The organism is Bosea sp. 29B, from assembly GCF_902506165.1.
In the GTDB taxonomy this organism is placed as follows: domain Bacteria; phylum Pseudomonadota; class Alphaproteobacteria; order Rhizobiales; family Beijerinckiaceae; genus Allobosea.
The window spans coordinates 5185737-5204035 of the sequence record NZ_LR733817.1 but is presented as its reverse complement, the minus strand read 5'-3'; the positions used below and the strand labels follow the sequence as shown (position 1 = coordinate 5204035).

Sequence of the window (18299 nt, the reverse complement as noted above, 5' to 3'; positions counted from 1 at the left end):
GTGAATCGTCAGGAGTATCGCATGACGAGTATCAGCGGCGCTGGGGGCTTTCGCCCGCCACCGCCAGGAAAGCCGAGCTTCGACAAGCTCGACGGCAATAGCGACGGGGTGCTCAACCTCGCCGAATTCTCCGCCGGCGCGCCGAAGGGCGCCGACAGCGCCAAGACAGAGAAACTGTTCAAGGCGATGGACACCGACCAGGACGGCTCGGTCAGCAAGGCGGAATCGGACGCCTTCAAGGCGAAGGCGGAGAAGGCCGACCAGCAGATGCAGGCACTCCTGCTGATGCTCCAGTCGGATACGGCCAACGCCAAGACGACGGGCAAGACCGACGCCAAGGATGGCGAGGACAAGAACTACTTCGCCAAGCTCGATGCCGATTCAGACGGCAGCGTCGCCAAGGACGAATTCCTGAAGGCGGTCGCCCCGGACGGAGACAGCTCGAACGGCCTGCTCAGCCGCCTCTTCGCCGCGATGGATGCGGACAAGGACGGCAAGATCTCCAAGGAGGAGATGGCCGACTTCAAGAAGCAGATGGAAGAACGCGCCTCGCATCGGCCGCCTCCGCCACCGCCGCCGGCGGAGATCAGCGGCGCGTCCGAGGCCTATGGCCAGACCTACCAGCTCGGAGCACGTGCTTCTGCTGGCGCGACTTATTCCCAGGCGGCCTAGCCACCGCTTGCGCAACGCCGGGCCGGCAGAAGGCCGTCCGGCGCTCTTCGGATTTCGCCCTTCAGATGCCCGCCCCGTCATAGAGTGAAGGCGGCGCCTTCTTTGCCCACAAGCGAGCATGCAGGCCCTTCAGCAGCGGCCGCAACGCGATTCGCCGAGTGCCAGCACGGCCGCGAGACCCCACTGCTCCGTCGACAGCGCCACGACGGCGAAGACGAACACTCCGCTCGCCAGGCGCCAGCTCATCGCCTCGAACCAGGCGCGACGTTCCTGCGCACCACGCCAGCCGACGAAACGCAGAGCCACGCGGACGGCAGCGCCCGTTTCGGCAATCGAACGAGCCTTGTTCGGAGCTGTGCGGGTCTCGACGAAGCCGAAGGCGACCGTCTGGTTGCTGAGCCTGTCGATGAGGATGAAGCCGCCGAGTTCGCGGCTATGGGTGTAGTCGAGCACTGCGAGCGGCCGGTCGAGCGTCAGCGTCGCCAGGCCGATGCCGTTCATCGCCAGGTTCTCCGCCGGCGCTTCGGCATAGCTTTCGATATCGACGCTGTGGTGCAGCCGCACGATCTGGGCGTTGGCATTCGCGGTGGCGAGCTTGAGGATGAACTCGCCGCCTTCGCGCAAAGCCGCCTCGCCGGTCCAGAGCAGCCGCGCCTGCAATTCCTGCTTCACCACCGGGGCATGCACGACCGAGGCGATGACGTCGCCGCGCGAGATGTCGATCTCGTCCGAGAGCGTGATCGTCACCGACTGGCCGGCGCTCGCCTGCGAGACGTCGCCGGACGGAGCGAGGATGCGCGCGATGGTGCTGCGACGGCCGGAGGGCAATGCCGCGACCGCATCGCCGACGCGCAGCCGCCCGCGCGCGACCGTGCCGGCGAAGCCGCGGAAATCGAGATCGGGCCGATTGACCCATTGCACTGGGAGGGCGAAGCCGGCTTCGATTTCCGCCTCGGCGACGACCACGACGGATTCGAGCAGAGGCAGCAGCGCCGGCCCGCGGTACCAGGGTGTCAGCCTGGAGAGGCTGGTGACGTTCTCGCCGTCGCGGGCCGAGACCGGGACGAAGTCGATGCTGGCGAACCCCAGGCCCGCGACCGCCTTGCGGTAGTCCTGCTCGATCTGGCGGAAGACCGCCTCGTCATAGCCGACCAGATCCATCTTGTTGACGGCGACGACGATATGGCGGACGCCGACCAGCGAGACGATGAACGAGTGCCGGCGCGTCTGCGGCAGCAGGCCCTTGCGGGCGTCGATCAGGATGATGGCGAGGTCGGCGGTCGAAGCGCCGGTCGCCATGTTGCGGGTATACTGCTCGTGGCCAGGTGTGTCGGCGACGATGAAGCTGCGCTGATCGGTCGAGAAATAGCGATAGGCGACATCGATGGTGATGCCCTGCTCGCGCTCGGCCGAGAGACCGTCGACAAGGAGGGCGAAGTCCGGCGCCGCGCCCTGCGTGCCGAATTTGCGGGAATCGCTGTCGAGCGCGGTGAGCTGGTCGTCGAAGACTGCGCCGGCCTCGTAAAGGATGCGGCCGATCAGCGTCGACTTGCCGTCATCGACGGAACCGCAGGTGATAAAGCGCAACAAAGCGCGAGCGCTGCCCTCGGTGCGTTGGCTCTGGTCGTTGGCGGGATGCGGCTGGCCGGCCGGAGCGGGCTGGCCCTTCAACTTCGCGAGCGCCGCCATCAGAAATAGCCTTCCTGCTTCTTCTGCTCCATCGAGCCGGAGCCGTCATGGTCGATGACCCGACCCTCGCGCTCGGAGGAGCGTGACGCCCGCATCTCGGCGATGATGTCGGTGAGGTTCGCCGCCTCGCTCTCGACCGCCCCGGTCAACGGGTAGCAGCCGAGCGTGCGGAAGCGGACCATGCGGGTTTCAAGCTTCTCGCCGGGCAGCAACTCCATGCGCTCGTCGTCACGCATGATCCAGGCGCCGTTGCGGCGGACCACCGGACGCGGCGCGGCGAAATACAGCGGCACGACCGGGATGTTCTCGAGCGCGATGTAGTCCCAGACGTCCTTCTCGGTCCAATTGGAGAGCGGGAAGACGCGGAAGCTCTCGCCCTGGGCCTTGCGCGTGTTGAACAGCCGCCAGGGCTCCGGCCGCTGGTTCTTCGGATCCCAGCGGTGCTGGGCCGAGCGCAGCGAGAACACACGCTCCTTGGCGCGGCTCTTCTCCTCGTCGCGACGGGCGCCACCGAAGGCCGCGTCGAAGCCGTATCTGTCGAGGGCCTGCTTCAGCCCTTGCGTCTTCATCACGTCGGTATGGAGCCGCGAGCCGGAGGCGAACGGATTCACGCCGGCGCGTACACCTTCCTCGTTGACATGCACGATCAGGTCGAGCCCGAGCCGGCTGGCGGTCTGGTCGCGGAAGGCGATCATATCCCGGAACTTCCAGGTCGTATCGACATGAAGCAGCGGGAATGGCGGCTTGCCGGGGTAGAAGGCCTTCATGACGAGATGCAGCAGGACAGCGGAGTCCTTGCCGATCGAATAGAGCAGCACAGGCTTCTCGCAGGTCGCGGCGACCTCGCGGATGATGAAGATCGCCTCGGCTTCGAGCTTCTGCAGATGACTGAGCTGGATCACGCCAAAACCTCCGCGGCCGGCTTCGACCGCACCAACCGGCCGTCCGGGCCGACATGCAGGCCGCACTCCTTGGCGGCTTCCTCTTCCCACCACCAGCGCCCGGCCCGCTCGGGCTCGCCCGGCTGGATGGCGCGGGTGCAGGGCTGGCAGCCGATCGAGAGGAAACCCTTCTCATGCAGCGGGTTCAGTGGAACGTCTTGCTCGCGGGCGAAGGCCAGCGCCTGGTCGCGCGACCAGTCGAGCAGAGGGTTCAGCTTGATCAGGCCGCGCTCCCGGTCGGCCTCAGCGAGTGCGACGCCACCCCGCGCGGCCGACTGGTCGGCACGCAGGCCGGTGATCCAGGCGGCAGCTCCGGCGAGCGCTCGGCCGAGCGGCTCGACCTTGCGGACATTGCAGCAGGCCTTGCGGGCCTCGATGGAATTGTAGAAGCCGTTGATGCCGTGGCCGAGCACGAAGGCCTCGACAGCGTCATGACGCGGATAGAACGGCGTGATCGTGATGCCGTAGCGCGCCTCGGTCTCCGCCCAGAGCGCATGGACTTCGCCGAAGAGCCGGCCGGTATCGAGCGTGACGATCTCGATCGGCAGGTTCTGCGTCGCGATCAGGTGAGTGACGACCTGGTCTTCGAGGCCGAAGCTGGTGGTGAAGACGAGGCGGCCTGCGATCTGCCGCACCAATCCTGCGAGGCGCTCGGCTGCATCCGACGTTCCGAACGCAGCGTTGAGGTTTTCGGCCTGGTCCTGCAACTCGAACATGTGCTTGCTCTGCGCAGGCGAGGCCGACGCGGACAGCTCGATGCCGCCCTCGCCTGCCGCCACCTGCCGTACCAACGGTCAGTGGGATGTTCTGTAAATCGAACAATCCACATATAACCTGAATGCCGGCCAATCAATTTACATCAGATAGCGTGAATTTTCTTATTTCGAGGAAGAAGGAGAATATCCTTCCTGCTCCACGTACTCCGCATCGTACTCACAGGCGCGTCTGAGCCGTTGCGATAGGAACTTTCGCTTCGGCTCCTGCGTTGAATGGACATGCAGGCTGGCCCTGCGACGCAACAGGGGGAATGCCGTGGCACATTCCGCGAACCAGGCGGTGGAGAGCTTGCGCAAGGAGCAGCGCGAGCAGCGCAAGGACGAGAAGAAGGCGGGCGGCAAGGGAGACCGTCAGCTCGACCGGGCGCTGGAGGACACCTTTCCCGCCAGTGATCCAGTCGCACCGGAAAGCCCGACCAAGCCCGGCGCGCCCGAGCGCCGGAGCTGATGCTGACAGGCTCCGTTGTGGACGCAGCTACTCTCCCCATCTCGGCTGGACGAGATGGAGATGACAATGCCTGAGCGCGCCAGAGTGGATGCCTTCATCGCCGCAGTGGTCAGCGGCGACCATGTCGGCGCCATCCGCGATTTCTACACCGACGACGCGACCATGCAGGAGAACGCCAACGAGCCGCGCCGCGGCCGCGAGGTTCTGATGGCGCATGAGGCGCGGGCGCTGGAGCGGCTCAACAAGATGCACACGCATCCGCCCGTCGCGGTGCTGGTCGACGGAGACCATGTCGTCGTACGCTGGATCTTCGACGCGATCGACAAGACAGGCGTGACGCGCCGGCTCGAAGAGCTCGCCTTCCAGCGCTGGCGCGGCGACCGCATCGCCGAAGAGCGCTTCTTCTACGATACCGGAAGCGCCTGGCAGGTGGTCGGGTAGGCCGGCTCAGAACCACTTCGGACCCGGCAGTCCACTTAGCCCTCATCCTGAGGAGCGATCGTAGATCGCGTCTCGAAGGATGGTCCAGCTGGTTCCGGAGCCTCCTGGAGCATCCTTCGAGACGCCGCTGCGCGGCTCCTCAGGATGAGGGCTGAGAAAGCTGCTGACTTGCCCTCAACGCAACCCGCTCGGCCCGACCGTCAGCTTGTCGCCGGTCTGGATGAATTTCAGCGGGTTGCGCGCCTCGTCCGACAGCCGCGTCTCGTAATGGAGATGCGGCCCGGTCGAGCGGCCGGTCGAGCCGACGCGGCCGATGACCTGGCCGGCGGCGACGAGTTGGCCTTCCTTGACGTCGAAGGCCGAGAGGTGGCCATAGCGCGTGGTGACGCCATTGCCGTGGTCGAGCTCGACGAGATTGCCATAGCCGCCGGCGACCTCGGCGCGCAGCACCTTGCCTGCCCCCGCGGCGCGGACCGGTGTGCCGGTCTCGCCACGGAAATCCATGCCGGCATGCATCGCAGTGCCGCCAGTGAACGGATCGCTGCGCGGGCCGAAATTGCTGGTCGTGCTGTCGTCGCCTTCGAGCGGGCGCTGGAACGGCACGATCGCCGCCAGGTCGCGCCAGCGGCCGAAGACCGCCCTCGCCTCGCCGAGCTGCATCAGCGCATGCTCGAATGTGCCGGGCTTCACCGTTATCGGGATGAGCGGACCGCCCATGCCCGGCCGGCCCGGCGGCAGCTTGACCTTGGCCGGGTCGAGCCCGATCTCGGTCAGCGCCGTCTTCACCTCCTGCACGCGGCCGACGAGCTGGCGCCCGAGCGCCGGGAGCTGCTGGTTCTGACCGTTCTGCACCCGGTCGAGCGACTGGCCGAGGATGACGATGCGCTGGTCGAGCGACATGGTCTCGGCTGCCTTGACCGCCGCCGCCACCTGCCGGCGCTGCTGCGCCAGCACGGCGGGATTGACGCGGTCGAGCACGTTCTGACCGTCGGCGAACTGGTTGCCGCCCGGCGCCTGCGCGCCGCCCTGCGGCAAGATCGGGCCGACGGCTTGGCCGGTCAGCGCGCCGAGCAGGGCCTGGCGGGCCTCCAGCTCGATCTGGCGGGTGATCAGGTCGGCGAGCTGGTCGCCCGCCTTGCCGGAGGCGGCTGGCTGGCCCGGCTGCGCCGGCAGGCCGGGTGAATTGCCGGAGGCGACGATCGCGCTCACGAGCCGGCGCTGCAGCGCCTTGAGCTTCTCGTCATAGCTGCTCTGCAGGATGGCCTGCTCCTGCTGGAGCGCGGCGACGCGGCTCTTCTCCTCATAGAGCAGATAGCCGGTGACCCCGGCGCCGATGATGGCCAGCACGGCGAGCGACCAGGGCAACAGGCCCCCACGTCCAGATCCCGATCGTCCGCCGCCGCTGCGTGGACGCCGCGGCGTGTTGCTCTCCGGCTGGAGAGAGGTCGTGCTGGCGGCCTCGTCGGGCCGTCGTTTCAGGCGAACCGGTTGCACGTCTCTGTTTCCGCTCCGATCGCACGGCGCAAGTATATCTCAAACTGAGATCGGCGGCGATACTTTCGCTGAGCCCGGCCTCTGCTCCATCACCGTGGAGCCCTGCGACCAAGCAATCCAGCGCGGCCGGACGCTGCCGCCCTGGATTGCTTCGCTTACGCTTGCGATGACGATCGCGTAGGCCGCTCGTCAACTGCAGGCGTAGTGGAAGGCGCCGTCCTCGATCGTGACCTTCGCCTCGGTCAGCGGCTTCTTCTCCAATTGCAGGTTGAGGATGCTGCGCGAGAGCGCCGGCAGCATCGAGTTGGTGATGATGTTGTCGATCATGCGCCCGCCCGAATCCGGGTCGTTGCACTGGGCGACGATGTGCTCGACCACCGCGTCGTCATAGGTGAAGGCGGCGTTGTGATTGTCGCGCAGGCGCTTGCCGATACGCCCGAGCTGCAGCCTGACGATGCCACCAAGCATCTCGCCGGAGAGCGGGTAGTACGGGATCGTGACCAGGCGGCCGATCAGCGCCGGTGGGAAGACCTTGAGCAGCGCCGGCCGCAAAGCGATGGCGAGTTCCTCGGAATCCGGACGGCTGCCCTCGTCGCCGGCCATGCGCATGATCTCGTCGGTGCCGACATTCGAGGTCAGGATGATCAGCGTGTTCTTGAAGTCGATGCGCCGGCCGGTGCCGTCCTCCATCATGCCCTTGTCGAAGACCTGGAAGAACAGCTCGTGCACGTCCGGATGGGCCTTCTCGACCTCGTCGAGCAGCACGACCGAATAGGGCTTGCGCCTGACGGCCTCGGTGAGGCGTCCACCCTCGCCATAGCCGACATAGCCGGGAGGCGCTCCCTTCAGCGTCGAGACGGTGTGCGCCTCCTGGAACTCGCTCATATTGATGGTAATGACGTTCTGCTCGCCGCCATAGAGCGACTCGGCCAGTGCCAGCGCCGTCTCGGTCTTGCCGACGCCCGACGGGCCGCAAAGCATGAACACGCCGATCGGCTTGTTGGGATTGTCGAGCTTGGCGCGGTTGGTCTCGATGCGCTTGGCGATCATGCCGATGCCATGTCCCTGCCCGACCACGCGCTTGTTCAGCGTCGCGGCGAGGTTGAGCACGGTCTCGATCTCGTCCTTGACCATGCGGCCGACCGGAATGCCGGTCCAGTCGGAGACGACGGAGGCGACCGATTGCTCGTCGACATGGGCGTAGATCATCCGATTGGCCGGATCGATCGCGCCGAGCGTGTCGAACTTCTCACGCAGGCTGGCGCGCGTCGCCTCGGGATCGGCCGGCGCCTCGGCAGGCGCAGCCTCGGCCGCTGCCTCGCCGTCGGCGGTAGCAGCCTCAGCGGCCGCCTTCTCGCCGAGCTTGCCGCGCAGCAGCGTGATCTCCTCGACGATCGCGAGTTCGGAGGCCCAGTCGGCTTCGAGCGTCTCCAGCTTCGCCTTCAGCGCGGCGCTTTCCTCGTCGATCTTGCCGAGGCGCTCGTCGGTGGCGTCGCCGAGATCCTTGTCGGCGATCAGGGCGATCTTCTCCTTTTCGAGCGCCGCTATGGCGACACGGGCATCCTCGATCGCGGCGGGCGTCGCAGTCTGGCTGATCGCCACGCGGGCGCAGGCGGTGTCGAGCAGGCTCACCGCCTTGTCGGGCAATTGCCGCGCCGGAATGTAGCGCGAGGAGAGCTGAACGGCCGCGACGATGGCGGCATCGGAGATGCGGACCTTGTGATGCTTCTCCATCGGCCCGATCAGGCCGCGCAGCATGGTGCAGCAGCGCACCACGTCCGGCTCGTCGACCTGCACCGGCTGGAAGCGCCGGGTCAGCGCCGGATCCTTCTCGAAATACTGGCGGTATTCCGACCAGGTCGTCGCCGCAACGGTGCGCAAGGTGCCGCGGGCCAGAGCGGGCTTGAGCAGGTTGGCCGCGTCGCCCGTGCCGGCAGGGCCACCGGCGCCGATCAGCGTATGCGCCTCGTCGATGAACAGGATCACCGGCGTCGGCGAAGACTGGACCTCGTCGATGACCGAGCGCAGGCGCTGCTCGAACTCGCCCTTCATCGAGGCGCCAGCCTGCATCAGGCCGATGTCGAGGGCGCAGACCTTGACCCCGCGCAAGGGCGGCGGCACGTCGCCGGCGACGATGCGCTGGGCAAAACCCTCGGCGATCGCGGTCTTGCCGACACCGGCCTCGCCGGTGAGGATCGGGTTGTTCTGGCGCCGACGCATCAGCACGTCGATGACCTGGCGGATCTCGTCGTCGCGTCCGAGGATCGGGTCCATCGTGCCCGAGCGTGCCTTTTCGGTCAGGTCCTGCGAGAAGCGGTCCAGCGCCGTTGTGCCCTTGGCGCCATCCGCCTGCTCGGCGCCAGGCGTGCCGGCGGCGCGCAGCCCCGAGCCGTCCATCGGCCGCAGGTTCTCCTCTTCGGAGTCCTTCCAGATCTTGGCATAGCCAGCGGCAAGCTCCTCGACCGGGATCTTGCCGAACTCCTTGGAGATGCCGGTCAGCGCCCGCTTGAGCTCAAGCGATTTCAGCGCCGCGACCAGGACATGGCCGCTGCGGATCTGGGTCTCGCCGAAGAACAGGGTGGCGTAGTGCCAGCCGCGGTCGAGCACGTCGACGACGTTGTTGGCGACGCCGGGCATCTCCGTCTCGTTCTTGCGGAAGCCCTCGATGACGCCGCCGATATCGGTGGCGAGGCGAGCCATGTCGAGGCCGTAATGCTGCGCGGTCAGCCCGATGTCGGTCGAGCGCCGCTGCAGAATCTGGGCAAGCCAATGCGCCAGCTCGACATTGCGGTTGCCGGCCCCCTTCGCCTGGCGCAGCGCCTGGATGAAGGCTTCATAGCCGACGCGGTTGAGTTTGCCGGTGACGGCTTCGAGACTGATGTCGGCCATGGCGGTCCCCTATCGTCTGTCTTTTTGGATCAGGTTTGTTTCGAAGAAGCTGGCTTGGTGGAAGCTTGCTTGGTCAAGTTCTGGCTTTTCCGGCTGCGTTTCTGACGCATGCGTTCGGCGGGGTGGAAACGGGCATCGCGGCGCAGACTGCCGTCCGGGACGTTCCAGTTCGGCGAGATCCAGCTCGACCAGCCGAGCGCGCCGGAGCGACCGAGCTGCATCGGCTGGACCTTGCCGACCGGTAAAGCGAGTTCGACGTCCCATTCGAACTGCTCGCCGAGATAAAAGAACACGGCATCGGCCAAAGGCTCGCAGCGGTCGCCATTCGGCAGGAAACGGTTGAATTGCTCGAGGTCGCGCGCGACCAGCTTGACCCGGAACTTGTCCTCGACGCTGTAGACGCTGGCGCCGAGCAGGACATTGCTGCCCAAGGCGCATTGGCCGCGGCCGAGCTTGGTCCGGTCCTCCGGGTCGAAGACCAGCCGCATGCCGACGAATTGCTCGACCTCGACCTCGATGTCGAAGAGGCCGGCGAGCAGGCTGCGCAGGCGCGAAGCCGACTTGGCCTGCGCGCCGGTGAGCCCGGCATGGGCGAGCTTTTCGGGATCGGGGACACTGTCACGGTTCTGATAGGGCTGCGAGCCCAGGCCCGTCATGCTGCCGACATAGGCAATGAAGCGGTCCCTGTCGGGCCGGTCATGCTGCGCAACCGGCCGCGAATCCGCCCAGGCCCGGTAGAAGAGCTGCAGGAAGCGGTTGTTGAAGATGTCGAGGAAGCGCGGGAAGGCGTCGTCGCGGACGAGCTGCCAGTGATAGCTCTCCTCGGTCGTCGCCAGCGGCAGCGCACCTTGCGGGCCGAGCAGGCCGAGGAACTTGACGAAGAGCCGCAGCCGACCCTGCAGGTCGCGATCGGCCTCGGCGATGGTCGAGGCCGGGAAATCCATATAGGGCTGCTCGCCGAGCGCGACGTATTCATCGCGCCTGGCGGCGACGTCGCCGATGCGCTCGCGTTCGGGGAAGCTGCGCTCGATCCGGCGCAGCGCCGCGTAGAAATCATGCCGCCAGGGCTCGGCCCGCAGCCCTTCGACGAAGGGCGGCTCGACGCGCAGATCGTCGAGCGCGGCCGGTGGCGGCAGGGCTGGCGCGCTCTTGTTCACAGGATGCGCCTCGTGCCGGCGCGCGGCGGAAAGCGCATGACCTCGCCGCGCTCGACGGTGCGGATCACCGTCTGGGTGAAATGGTTCATCGCCGCGTATTCGGCGAAGAAGCGGTCGAGGATCGCCCCCAGCAGGAAGACGCCGCTGCCCTCGAACGCCTTTTCGTCGAAGAGGACGGTGATCTCGAGCCCGCGGGCGGCGCCCGTTCCGGCCCGCTGCGGGAAGCGTCGGATCACCGGGCGGCTGTCGACGCTCTTGATGCCGCGGATGCGGCGCTCGGTGGCGCTGTCGGCGAGGTCGGCGAAGAGCGAGAGCATCTCGCGCAGCGCCTCAGCGTTCTCGCCGGCGCCACGCTGGACCAGACCGAGATGGTTGAGGCTGAGCAGGTTGATCAACCGCCAGGTGACGACGCCGGTGCTCGCCGTCTCCGAACGCAGCCGGAGCTGCGAGACGATCGGCTCGCGCGGCGGAGTCGGCCCGGCAAGGGAGGTCACGTCGAGCACGACATTGTCGATCAGGCGGAAATCGGCACCGCCGACCCCGGTCGGCAGATGCTCGGTCAGATGACGGTTGGAACAGAGAGCCCGGATGCTGAGCTCGGCCACGGCTGCGGCATCGGAGACTGTCGCCGGCTCGTAGAGCGAGATGAACATCTCGGTGCCGGTATAGTCGGACGCCCGCCCCTCCCGCCGCTCGGCCGAGGAGCGCCGACGCGGCAGCCGCCGCTGCGTATAGAGCAGACCATGGGTCGGCGAAGCGCCTTCGGGCGAGGAATAGAGCGGGTGGACCGGCTGCTTGTCGCGGCCGCCGCTATAATGCGCATAGACGTCGAGGATCGAGTGCGGCTCATAGTCGAGCATACGGCTGCGATCGGGCACGACGTGATACTCGTGCTCGTTCCGGCGCACCGGGATGCGGTCGGTCGTCTTCTCGAACAGGTTCACCGCCGGAGCGGCATAGAGCGCGAACAGCTCGCGCTGGACCGCTGCCGGCAGGCGCGTATTGACCTCATCGAAGACGAAGATGATGTCGACCGTCTTGGCCTTGAGCCGGGACATCACCTTGTCGAGGCCAGTCAGCTTGAAACCGAGGAACTTGCGCGGGAACCAGAACTGCTCGCGCAGCAGGTCGAAGCCGCGGAAGACCCGCGTATCGGCCGGCAGCAGCGCCTCGTCCTCATCGAAGCCGATTTGCTCCAGCCCGCACTCCGCTCCCGACAGCACCACCGGATCGCCGAACTCGTCGAGATAGCGGAAGTAGAGACCGAGGCGATCGGCGAAGATCTGCTCGTAGAGCGCGATCGCATCGGCTTCCGTGCCGAGCAGGTGCACCGTCAGATCGCGCGTCTTGCAGCCGGCAAACCAGCTGTTCGGCAGCTTGCTCGCCTGCTCCGGCGACGGCTCCTCGGCCGGGTCGCTGGCGATGCGATGGGTCAGCGACAGGCGCAGTCCAGAAAGCACCCGGCCGTCGGCCGGGAGCCCAAGCGCCTGCAGCCGCCCCGGCGCGGCGATGTATTCGGCCGAGGCGACCTCGAACGGCCAGATCGTGACGGGCGAGCTCAGCCGATAGCGGCAGGCGACGCGCCGGTCGCGCTCGACATAGGTTGCGTCGAGATAGGAGCCACGCGGCACCTCGACGCCCTCGCGCAGGGCCGGATCGCCATAGGTGGGCGCGATCCCGGCAAGCAGAGCCGACGGCGTCGGCGCCAGATAGTTCGGGATCAGCTGCTCGAGCAGATTGTTGGTGAACTCGGGGAATTCGTGCTTGAGCTTGAGCTGGACACGCGCGGCAAGGAAGGCCGCTCCCTCCAGCAGGCCGCCGACCATCGGGTCCATGCGCTCGCCGACCAGACCGCCGAGCCGCTCGGCGATGCCGGGGTATTCCTCGGCGAACTCCTTCGTATGCTCGGTGAAGAGCCTGAGCTCGCGGTTGTAGAAGTCGAGGAATTCCTGGTTCATTCCACGCTACCGGTTCTTGATCGCGATCTTGCCGGTGTCGAGCTCGACATCGGCAACGAATTGCACCGGAATATTCAGCGGCTCGCAATTGAGATCTGCCCGCACGATGAAGCGGATCTTGAGTTCCGCCTTATCGAGTCCTTCGTCGCGCTCGACCACGATCGACTGCTTCATGAGCCGCGGCTCGTAGGCGAGCAGCACCTGCGCGAGCTCGTCCTTGATCGCGCCGACGCGGTGCTCGTCGATCGACTTGTTCTGGACGTCCGGGAAGCCGCAGTTGAGTATGGAGCGGCGGACATGCTCGAAGCGCGACAGATCGGTCGAGGAACCGAAATTGATCGTGTTGACCAGGGCTTCGAGGTCGATCGCGATCTCCTGGCGCAGCTTGCTCTCGGTGATCGCGGTCCGCGGTGCGGCGCGGCGTCCGGCGACCACGCGCTCTCCACCGGCATCGCGCAGGTCGAGCTGGACCTTGGCGTCCTTGGCGCGATGCGCCTCGCGGAAGGCGAACATCAACGGCGGTCGCAACCGGTTCTTCGCCTTGGGGTCGAGCATCTGGGTCATCCCGAACGAAGCAGCTCAATGCGACGGACTCCCGGTGATTGCTGCCGCAATCGCGGGGAGTCCGTGCGGAACGTGACAGGATCGGCGACGCCGGTCGAGGCGAGACACCGGAAGTTGCCCTCCAGCCGGGCCCGCCTGAGCGGACCCGGCTGGAATGGCGTATTACTCTTGGTTCTTCTTGAGGTCGTAGGTGCCGGTCACGGTCGAGCCGAGCGAGCCGTCCTTGTTCTGCGGCTTGTACTCGTACTTGATCTTGGCGAAGTTCAGCGAGAACTGGTCGGTCGGCACCGGGTTGCCACCGGTCGAGTCGCCCGACTGATAGCTCGACACGAGCAGATCCTCGAGAGTGACCGTGTAGAACTCCTGCTGGCCCTTGCCCTGCTTGCGGACGTGCAGCACAGCCTTCTTGATGTGCTCGCCGGTGGCGCATTTCAGCATCAGCGTCGGCGAGGCCTTGTTGACGTTGGCTGTGCAGTGCAGGTCCTGGTAGCTGGCCTTGCCGGCGCCGCCGCCATGGCCCGCAGCATGCGTGCCGGAGTTGCTGACGCCCCAGGAGAAGGACTCGATCTCGATCGTGTCCTTGTGCTTGGCGTCCTGGCTTTCGCCCTTGATGCCTTCGATCTCAAGCAGGAAGTCACTTGCCATGATGCTCTCCAATGATTGGCTGATTGCGGTGATTTAGGCATAGAACTCGCGTCGCCTGGAGAGCTCCCCCCATGCGTCGCCACTCTCCCTGCGCGATAAGCGCAGGGCCAACTGTTGTCCTGGGGGGCCGGCGCGCCTTAGGGCACGCCTGGGTCTCAGGTCTTGGGCGCCGGCAGGCGCGAGACGAGGCTCAGACCGATATCCATGCCCTCGAGCTGGAAGTGCGGCCGGAGGTAGAACTTGGCCGAATAATAGCCCGGGTTCTCCTCGTCCTCGAAGACGTCGATGCGCGCATCGGACAGGGGCTTGCGCGCCTTCGTCTCCTCGCTGGAGTTCAGCGGATCGCCGTCGACATATTCGGTGATCCACTCCTGCAGCCAGCGACGCAGGGGTTCGCGCTCCTTGTAGGAGCCAACCTTGTCGCGAACCATGCACTTCAGATAGTGCGCGAAGCGCGACACGGCGAACATGTAAGGCAGACGCGAGGACAGATTGTCGGAAGCAGTCGCCGCGACGCCGTCGGGCCCGAAGAAGGCCTTGGGCTTGTAGAGCGACTGCGCTCCGATGAACGCCGCCTTGTCCGTGTTCTTGCGATGGATCAGCGGGATCAGGCCGGACTTGGCCAGCTCCGCCTCGCGGCGGTCGCTGATCGCGATCTCGGTCGGGCACTTCAGGTCGACGCCGCCGTCATCGGTCGGGAAGGTGTGGGTCGGCAGGTTGAGAACCTCGCCACCCGACTGGACACCGCGGATGCGGGTGCACCAGCCATACTCCTTGAAGGCCCGGTTGATGTTCACCGCCATGGCATAGGCGGCGTTCATCCAGGCGTATTTCTCGCCCTTGTGGCCGTCGGTGTCCTCCTCGAAGGCGAACTCCTCGACCGGCTCCGACTTGGCGCCGTAAGGAACCCGCGCCAGCACTCGCGGCAGGCACAGGCCGACATAACGGGAGTCGGCCGCGTCGCGCAGACCCTTCCAGGCCGCGTAGTCCGGCGTGTCGAAGACCTTGCCAAGGTCGCGCGGGTTGGAGAGCTCCGTCCAGGAGTCCATGCCCATCAAGTTCGGATCGGCCCCGGTGAAGAAGGGCGCGTGAGCGGCGGCCGCGACCTTGGAGAGATCACGCAGCAACTGCACGTCCGTGGGGGCGTGACTGAAGTGATAGTCGCCGACGAGCGCGCCGAAGGGCTGGCCGCCGAGCTGACCGAACTCCTGCTCGTAGAGCTGCTTGAAGAGCGGGCTCTGATCCCAGCGGGCGCCGGGATAGGTCTTGAGGTTGCGGTAGAGCTCGGTCTTGCCGACGTTCATCACCTTGATCTTCAGCTGCGAGTCGGTCTCGGAGTTGAAGACGAGGTAGTTGAGGCCGCGCCAGGCACTTTCGAGCTTCTGGAACTCCGGCGCGTGCAGCACCTCGTTCATCTGCTCGCTGAGCTTGGCATCGAGCCGGGCGATCATCTCCTCGATCGTGTCGAGTACGTCGCCCTTGATCAGCGTCGAGTCGGCGAGAGCCTGGTTGACCAGGGTCGCTACCGCATTCTCGACCTCGCTCGCCGCTCGTTCGGTCTTCGGCTTGAAGCTCTGCTTCAGCAGTGCCGAGAAATCGTCGGCGCCTTGCGTTTCAGCAGTTGCCGCGCCGGGTTGTTGGATCTGTGCTTCCGCCATGGCCGCCTCGCTTACCCGTTACCGTCCTGCTTGTCGTCACCAGCCGGCTTTTCGCCGAGCTTGTCCTTCAGCGCCGCCATCAATTGCGGATCAGCCAGAAGGGCCTTGAGCTGGTCGCTGGCCGCGACCTTGCCATCCATGTAGCGCAGGAGGTTGGCGAGCTGCTCGCGCGCCTCCAGCAGCTTGGCCGTCGCCGGAATCTGGCGGGCGATCGCAGCCGGGTTGAAGTCCTCGTATTTCTTGAACTTCAGCGACACGGAGAGCTTGTCGCTCCCGTCGCCGAGCCGATTGGGGACGGCGAAGGCCGCGCCCGGTTCGATCGCGGCCATGCGCTGATCGAAATTGTCCATATCGATGTCGAGGAACTTGCGTTCGCCGACGTCGGGCTTCTCGACCGCCGAGGCATTGCCCGAGAGATCGGCGAGAACCCCCATCACGAAGGGCAGCTCGACCTTCTGATCGGCATTGTAGGGATCCTCATAGGTAATGTGGACCCGCGGCGGCCTGTTGCGGCGAATGAATTTCTGCCCCGAATCTCCGGCCATGACGGCGCCCCTTCCTTTAGAGGCATCACGCAAGGAGAGCGTGATGCCACGCTTACGATCCAGCTCGCTATACCATACACACTTGCCGACCGCTTGACAGTTCTCGTCGAACTGCTCGCATCGGCTGCGCGAGGTGATTCAGCCAGCTCAGCTTTGCAGGTGGATGACGTTATCGCATCCACCGAACGAATGAGGCGCGGCGCTCCACGAAGGGACCGTCGCGGCCTATTCGCCGCTGCTCTGCCTTATGCCGACGTCAGGGAGGATATCGCTCAGGAGCGAGAGAAAATCTTGCTGCGCCAGCGCACAGGCCTTGTCCATCAACAGGGGAACCGGATTGGACGGCTCGGCGTGACGATAGAATCCGGCGACGGCCTTCATCCGGGCGATCGCCTCGGCCCGGCTCGCGATGGTGATCGCAGGCACAGATGCGGCCGCCGCGGAAGCACTCGCTCTGGATTCGGTCTCGGCCTGCGGCTGCTCGCTCTCAGCCTCCTCGTCGGCGCCCTGCTCCCCTTCGTCGTCGGTTTCCTCGTCAGCTCCGTCCCCGGCGTCCGTCTCCTCGTCATCGGACGAGCTGTCCTCGTCCTCGTAGGACGAGCTCTCTTCGTCGCCATCGGAGGCATAACCGTCGTCGCCGCTGTCGTCGCCATAGCCGCCGGAACCGTCGCCACCGAGGCGTTCCAGCGGCAGCTGGTATTTCGTGTCGTCGCCGATCTCGAGCATCGCCTTGTCGACATGCTCCGGGAACATGATCTGGATGACCTCGATCAGCGACTTGCCGATCAGGCGCTGCGCCTGCCCGATCAACAGCACGGCCGGGCTGGACGGCTCGACCCGGCGGAAATAGCCGAGACAGCCGGCGAGCGCGGCCTGGGCCTCGTCGACGGAGGCGCAGACGCCGGCCGGAAGCGCCACAACCGCGATGGGTCCAGCAGCGGCAACACCGCCGCCGGCTGCAGGCGCGTCGGCGACGGCACTGCCCTGCCCGCCCGGTGCTTTCCGTTCGATCGCGGCCTCGAGAAAGACGATGATCTGCCCGACCAGGGCGGCCAGCCGCGGGAAGGTCACCGCCTGGTCGGCCCCGAGCCGTTCGCTCCAGATCGTCCGCAACCGGGATTGGGCGTCCCGGATCGCGCTGACATGGCCGAGCATGGCCGTCAGGTCGGAGAGCTCCGCCTCCTTCAGCGCAGCGGTGATCCCGCCGGCGTCCGGGTGCTGCTCATCCTCGCCGGGGCGCAGCTCGCCCGAGGCGACGAGCTGGCTGCGGAACATCACCGGTCCCAGCCGCTTGCTCAGGAACAGCGGCGCATGCTGCAGCGGCAAGGCGACGGTGGCGTTCTCGTCGAGCCCCTGCAGCGCGACCTCGCGCATGATGAAGTCGCCGTCCTCGGCCCGAGGATAGACCTCTTCCCAATACTCGCCGAGATAGCTCACGATCAGCCCGAGGCTCGCGGCGAAACCGGCGATGTCGCGATTGAGCAGACAAAGCTTGCCCGCCAGGACGAAGCCACGCAGGTCGCGGCTCTGCTTCAGCACCTTGCCGAGATCGCCGAAGGCTACGGGAAAATCGATCGTGCTGCGATCGAACGGGATCTGCCGCCCTTCGTCGTCGCGGCGGAAATAGGAGGTCGGCAGCGCCACTTCGAGGCGCGCCATGACGTTCATGACGTCGGGATCGGCATCCGGATCGGGACCGCAGGGATCGTCCGCCGAAACCGGCTTCGCCAGATCAGCGAAATTGAGCGCGGCCATGCCCCCTCACGATCGATCGAGATTATCGGGCCGGCCGCCTGGCCGTCACTCCACCTGCAGCCGCGTCTCGACCCGGCGATTATCGGCCGAGAACTTGTCGGAGACGACGGGCTTGCTCTGGCCAAGACCGCGCGGCACGAGCTTGGCGGTATCGACGCCACGATCGCTGAGATAACGCACGACCGCCTTGGCCCGCCGCTCCGACAGACTCAGATTGTAGTCCGCGGTGCCGCTGGCATCGGTGTGCCCCTCGACCAGAAAACTGCTCGCCGAAAGCTGCGGGTCCTTCAGCGCCTTGGCGAACTCGTCGAGATTCACCCGCGCCTCGGGCTCGAGCACGTCGGAATTATATTTGAACTTGACGACGAGATCGAAGGCGGTCGGCGGCTTCACGACGTGGCCGGCCTTGTTGCATTCGGCCTCGGTGCCGACGCACAAGCCGCGCGAGACGCCGAGATTCGGCTTCGCGGCTCCGAAGTGCTTGACGATATCGTCCGCCTTGTAGGCTTGTGCCTGCGCAAAAAGCGGCGACAGGACGCAGAAGCCTGCGGCAAGAGCGGCACTAACCATGACAAGGGCCTGCTTGCGCACGGTCTTCCTCCCGTTTAGGTTCGCTGAGGCGGTTGAAGACTGACGGCGCGAATTATGCCTCGCAGCGTTTGCTGCG

16 protein-coding genes are annotated in these 18299 nt (G+C 66.1%); 3 read left to right on the top strand and 13 right to left on the bottom strand.

Annotation, left to right across the window (positions count from 1 at the left end; genetic code table 11):
* Window positions 1–21: 21 nt before the first annotated feature.
* Window positions 22–672, top strand: a complete 651-nt coding sequence (locus tag GV161_RS25190) for an EF-hand domain-containing protein (RefSeq protein ID WP_152014634.1) — start codon at window positions 22–24, stop codon at window positions 670–672.
* Between the two features lie 129 nt (window positions 673–801).
* Here the strand turns inward: GV161_RS25190 and cysN are convergent, their stop codons facing one another.
* Genes cysN through GV161_RS25175 form a run of 3 tightly spaced genes read right to left on the bottom strand, consistent with a single transcriptional unit; the run spans window position 802 to window position 4018 of the window.
* Complete coding sequence (gene cysN, locus GV161_RS25185; protein ID WP_152014633.1) at window positions 802–2361, bottom strand: sulfate adenylyltransferase subunit CysN; 1560 nt, start codon at window positions 2359–2361, stop codon at window positions 802–804.
* On the bottom strand, window positions 2361–3263 hold the full coding sequence (gene cysD / locus GV161_RS25180) for a sulfate adenylyltransferase subunit CysD (RefSeq protein WP_152014632.1): 903 nt from the start codon (window positions 3261–3263) through the stop codon (window positions 2361–2363). The genes cysN and cysD overlap by 1 nt, the downstream gene beginning before the upstream one ends.
* Window positions 3260–4018 (bottom strand): phosphoadenylyl-sulfate reductase, encoded by a 759-nt coding sequence (locus tag GV161_RS25175; protein ID WP_152014631.1) that lies wholly within the window; start codon window positions 4016–4018, stop codon window positions 3260–3262. Before GV161_RS25175 ends, cysD begins: the two co-directional genes overlap by 4 nt.
* 316 nt (window positions 4019–4334) lie before the next feature.
* Here GV161_RS25175 and GV161_RS25170 point away from each other — a divergent pair, with 316 nt between their 5' ends.
* Both GV161_RS25170 and GV161_RS25165 read left to right on the top strand, forming a co-directional pair.
* Window positions 4335–4526 carry a hypothetical protein gene (locus tag GV161_RS25170; RefSeq protein WP_152014630.1) on the top strand — a complete coding sequence of 64 codons (192 nt, stop codon included), beginning with the start codon at window positions 4335–4337 and terminating at the stop codon, window positions 4524–4526.
* A 60-nt stretch (window positions 4527–4586) separates the two neighbouring features.
* Window positions 4587–4967 (top strand): nuclear transport factor 2 family protein, encoded by a 381-nt coding sequence (locus tag GV161_RS25165; protein ID WP_244624073.1) that lies wholly within the window; start codon window positions 4587–4589, stop codon window positions 4965–4967.
* A 174-nt stretch (window positions 4968–5141) separates the two neighbouring features.
* On the opposite strand, the gene GV161_RS25160 is transcribed toward GV161_RS25165, so the two are convergent.
* From GV161_RS25160 to GV161_RS25115, 10 genes are all read right to left on the bottom strand, one after another.
* Entirely contained in the window at window positions 5142–6461 is a 1320-nt protein-coding gene (locus GV161_RS25160) for a M23 family metallopeptidase (RefSeq protein ID WP_152014629.1), read from the bottom strand.
* 189 nt (window positions 6462–6650) lie between these two features.
* Window positions 6651–9350 (bottom strand): type VI secretion system ATPase TssH, encoded by a 2700-nt coding sequence (gene tssH / locus GV161_RS25155; protein ID WP_152014628.1) that lies wholly within the window; start codon window positions 9348–9350, stop codon window positions 6651–6653.
* A 29-nt stretch (window positions 9351–9379) separates the two neighbouring features.
* Complete coding sequence (gene tssG / locus GV161_RS25150; protein ID WP_348521236.1) at window positions 9380–10507, bottom strand: type VI secretion system baseplate subunit TssG; 1128 nt, start codon at window positions 10505–10507, stop codon at window positions 9380–9382.
* A complete protein-coding gene (tssF, locus tag GV161_RS25145; protein WP_152014627.1) occupies window positions 10504–12465 on the bottom strand; it encodes a type VI secretion system baseplate subunit TssF in 1962 nt (653 codons plus the stop codon). The genes tssG and tssF overlap by 4 nt, the downstream gene beginning before the upstream one ends.
* 6 nt (window positions 12466–12471) lie before the next feature.
* Window positions 12472–13020 carry a GPW/gp25 family protein gene (locus GV161_RS25140; RefSeq protein ID WP_244624072.1) on the bottom strand — a complete coding sequence of 183 codons (549 nt, stop codon included), beginning with the start codon at window positions 13018–13020 and terminating at the stop codon, window positions 12472–12474.
* Window positions 13021–13191: 171 nt separating this feature from the next.
* Window positions 13192–13674 carry a type VI secretion system tube protein Hcp gene (locus tag GV161_RS25135; RefSeq protein ID WP_152014626.1) on the bottom strand — a complete coding sequence of 161 codons (483 nt, stop codon included), beginning with the start codon at window positions 13672–13674 and terminating at the stop codon, window positions 13192–13194.
* A 155-nt stretch (window positions 13675–13829) separates the two neighbouring features.
* The gene (gene tssC, locus GV161_RS25130) at window positions 13830–15332 is read right to left on the bottom strand and encodes a type VI secretion system contractile sheath large subunit (RefSeq protein ID WP_152014625.1); all 1503 of its coding nucleotides are present in this window, start codon (window positions 15330–15332) and stop codon (window positions 13830–13832) included.
* A gap of 11 nt (window positions 15333–15343) precedes the next feature.
* Entirely contained in the window at window positions 15344–15877 is a 534-nt protein-coding gene (gene tssB / locus GV161_RS25125; protein ID WP_152014624.1) for a type VI secretion system contractile sheath small subunit, read from the bottom strand.
* A gap of 225 nt (window positions 15878–16102) precedes the next feature.
* On the bottom strand, window positions 16103–17632 hold the full coding sequence (locus GV161_RS25120; RefSeq protein WP_152014623.1) for a type VI secretion system ImpA family N-terminal domain-containing protein: 1530 nt from the start codon (window positions 17630–17632) through the stop codon (window positions 16103–16105).
* A 45-nt stretch (window positions 17633–17677) separates the two neighbouring features.
* Window positions 17678–18223, bottom strand: coding sequence for an OmpA family protein (locus tag GV161_RS25115; RefSeq protein WP_244624071.1), 546 nt, complete (start codon window positions 18221–18223; stop codon window positions 17678–17680).
* Window positions 18224–18299: the final 76 nt, after the last annotated feature.

Bases quoted from the DNA above. Each gene is read 5' to 3' on its own strand.
- tssH (WP_152014628.1), bottom strand. From the start codon at position 9,350: ATGGCCGACATCAGTCTCGAAGCCGTCACCGGCAAACTCAACCGCGTC.
- GV161_RS25135 (WP_152014626.1), bottom strand. From the start codon at position 13,674: ATGGCAAGTGACTTCCTGCTTGAGATCGAAGGCATCAAGGGCGAAAGC.
- tssC (WP_152014625.1), bottom strand. From the start codon at position 15,332: ATGGCGGAAGCACAGATCCAACAACCCGGCGCGGCAACTGCTGAAACG.
- GV161_RS25140 (WP_244624072.1), bottom strand. From the start codon at position 13,020: ATGCTCGACCCCAAGGCGAAGAACCGGTTGCGACCGCCGTTGATGTTC.
- GV161_RS25190 (WP_152014634.1), top strand. From the start codon at position 22: ATGACGAGTATCAGCGGCGCTGGGGGCTTTCGCCCGCCACCGCCAGGA.
- GV161_RS25175 (WP_152014631.1), bottom strand. From the start codon at position 4,018: ATGTTCGAGTTGCAGGACCAGGCCGAAAACCTCAACGCTGCGTTCGGA.
- tssB (WP_152014624.1), bottom strand. From the start codon at position 15,877: ATGGCCGGAGATTCGGGGCAGAAATTCATTCGCCGCAACAGGCCGCCG.
- tssF (WP_152014627.1), bottom strand. From the start codon at position 12,465: ATGAACCAGGAATTCCTCGACTTCTACAACCGCGAGCTCAGGCTCTTC.
- GV161_RS25165 (WP_244624073.1), top strand. From the start codon at position 4,587: ATGACAATGCCTGAGCGCGCCAGAGTGGATGCCTTCATCGCCGCAGTG.
- GV161_RS25120 (WP_152014623.1), bottom strand. From the start codon at position 17,632: ATGGCCGCGCTCAATTTCGCTGATCTGGCGAAGCCGGTTTCGGCGGAC.
- cysN (WP_152014633.1), bottom strand. From the start codon at position 2,361: ATGGCGGCGCTCGCGAAGTTGAAGGGCCAGCCCGCTCCGGCCGGCCAG.